The sequence below is a fragment of the Okeania hirsuta genome, from assembly GCF_003838195.1.
Lineage (GTDB): Bacteria > Cyanobacteriota > Cyanobacteriia > Cyanobacteriales > Microcoleaceae > Okeania > Okeania hirsuta.
This window is the reverse complement of the sequence record NZ_RCBY01000512.1, coordinates 1-2,202: the sequence shown is the minus strand read 5'-3', so window position 1 is coordinate 2,202 and position 2,202 is coordinate 1. Positions and strand designations below refer to the sequence as shown.

Here is a 2,202-nt window from a genome sequence, read left to right as displayed (position 1 = left end):
GGGGAAAGCAGGACTCAGATTGACTGCTCCCGAGGGTACATTAGAAGGAAAATTGCCATTGAGGAATTTACCAATTGATGAAAGCAATCCTTCCATTACCAAAAGGCTGGAAACCCGCTTTACCGTCATGACCGCTACGGGCGAGATTTACGGACTTACCTACAAATGGCGAGCGGACAATTCTGACGCAGATCTTTTGAGCAGCAGCCTGGATGAAAAATATAACGATTACGACTCCTACAGGGACTCGTATGCAGACCTGGCATTATCCCAGCAGATCAGAATGCCTGACGTGTCACAATTGATGCGGTCGCGGAAACACTTGGATTGCGTACCCGTTACCTCAACAATACTATTACCTATCCCAGCACAGGCATAAATGCCAAATCAGCTGGTAACTTTTAGTGCACTGGGAATTATTCCGGAGAGTATTACGGATGCCGATATTCCTAATCTGCCTAGCAATGCAAGTCAGAATGATCCTAATGCTGATCTCGAGACGAGGGCTCGTTCCTATCTCGATTTGAATTGCGGTTACTGCCATAGACCCGGAACAGGAAACAGAGCTGTATTCGATGCAAGAATCAATACACCCCTTTACCTTTCCAATCTCTTTACGGATGAATTGACCAAAGTCTGGGCATACCCGGAGAGCATGTGATCAAGGCGGGCGATGTAAGTCGTTCGGTATTGTACCAAAGATTGCACAGCAATGATCCCGCGATAATGATGCCTCCACTTGCCAAAGGAGAAATCGACGAGGCAGGTTCTGCACTGATAGCTGAATGGATTGGAAACCTGGATTCCAGAAACAACTGAAAATTGCGAGCCGACCAATGTCGCCCTTCACAAATCAGCCACGCAATCTTCGACCTATCCTTCTGCCAGTTACAATTTTCGATGCTGGCAATGCCATCGATGGAAATAATAATGGAGATGATGCCGACAACACCATCACCCACACCAACAATGAGGCGAATGCCTGGTGGGAAGTAGATTTAGGCCTCAGTCTATACGCTTAGCGGCATCAATCTTTGGATCGAACCGATTGCTGCGCCACTCGCCTTTCCAATTTCTACGTAATAAGTTCTCCGGTACCTTTCACTTCTCAAAACCTGAATGCAACACTTAATCAGCCAGGTGTAAGTACTGCATTATTTTAGCGGAACAGCAGGCAGAGAAACCTTCATCGACATCAATGCAGATGCCCGATATGTAAGGGTCCAGCTAGCAGGAACAGGTATCCTTACGATAGCCGAAGCAGAAATCATGGGATGTGCGGTCCAGGGCAATGGCTTGACCGGAAACTACTATGACAATAATGATTTCACCAATCCGGTATTTGAACGAGAAGATCCGGTCATTGATTTCAATTGGGGAACAAGGCTCTCCCGCCACCAATATGGGTCCCAATGATTTCAGCATCCGCTGGAGCGGATTCGTAGACATTCCCACAACAGGAACCTACACCTTTACCACCAATACCGATGATGGATTGAGGCTGTGGGTAAACGGAAAAATGATTCTGGATTTCTGGGTACCTCAAGCACCTACTGAAAGAGCTGCTAGCATAGATTTGACAGGAGGTGAACGGGTAGCCATTGAAATGGATTATTACGAATTAGGCGGAGGAGCTGTAGCACAATTGCTCTGGGAAGGGCCCTGGCATTGCGAAACAGATCATACCGAATGCAAACCTTTTTCCCTGCCAATAAACCCGCCTGCGACAATTTGAGTAATCTGGCTTTAGGGAAAACAAGTCACAATCTTCCCTCTTTTCGACCAATACCGCAATTTGGCTACGGATGGAAATGCCAATACCTTTAACCATAACGCAAAGCGAAAGTAATGCCTGGTGGCAGATCGATTTGGGTTCGGTTCAAAATATCGACACCATCAACATCCTCAATCGAACTGATTGTTGCCAGGGGAGACTCAATGACTATCACGTCCTGGTTTCAGATGAGGCCTTTGCATCTACAGACCTGGCTGGCAGCATAGCCCAAAGTGGAGTCAGTGATTTTCATGATCCTACACATTCTACCGGTACAAGAAGAATTCCGGTTAAGAGAAGCGGAAGATACATTCGGGTTCAACTGAGTGGGACGAATTACCTCCACCTGGGAGAAGTAGAGATTATGGGTTGTGCCGTGGATCAGGCTCCTGACCTCAATTGTCCACCTATTGATTTTACAGCTTATA

General features: G+C 46.8%; 4 protein-coding genes. All 4 read left to right on the top strand.

Going from position 1 to position 2,202, the window contains the following annotated elements; all coding sequences use genetic code 11:
• On the top strand, positions 1-379 hold a 379-nt coding region (locus D5R40_RS38640), incomplete at its 5' end, for a hypothetical protein (protein ID WP_205127825.1).
• A gap of 457 nt (positions 380-836) precedes the next feature.
• Positions 837-1,022 carry a galactose-binding domain-containing protein gene (locus tag D5R40_RS32355; protein WP_124155834.1) on the top strand — a complete coding sequence of 62 codons (186 nt, stop codon included), beginning with the start codon at positions 837-839 and terminating at the stop codon, positions 1,020-1,022.
• A gap of 299 nt (positions 1,023-1,321) precedes the next feature.
• On the top strand, positions 1,322-1,735 hold the full coding sequence (locus D5R40_RS32350; RefSeq protein WP_161565165.1) for a PA14 domain-containing protein: 414 nt from the start codon (positions 1,322-1,324) through the stop codon (positions 1,733-1,735).
• Positions 1,736-1,805: 70 nt separating this feature from the next.
• Positions 1,806-2,202: galactose-binding domain-containing protein (locus D5R40_RS32345; protein ID WP_192901340.1), on the top strand; the 397-nt coding region annotated here is incomplete at its 3' end.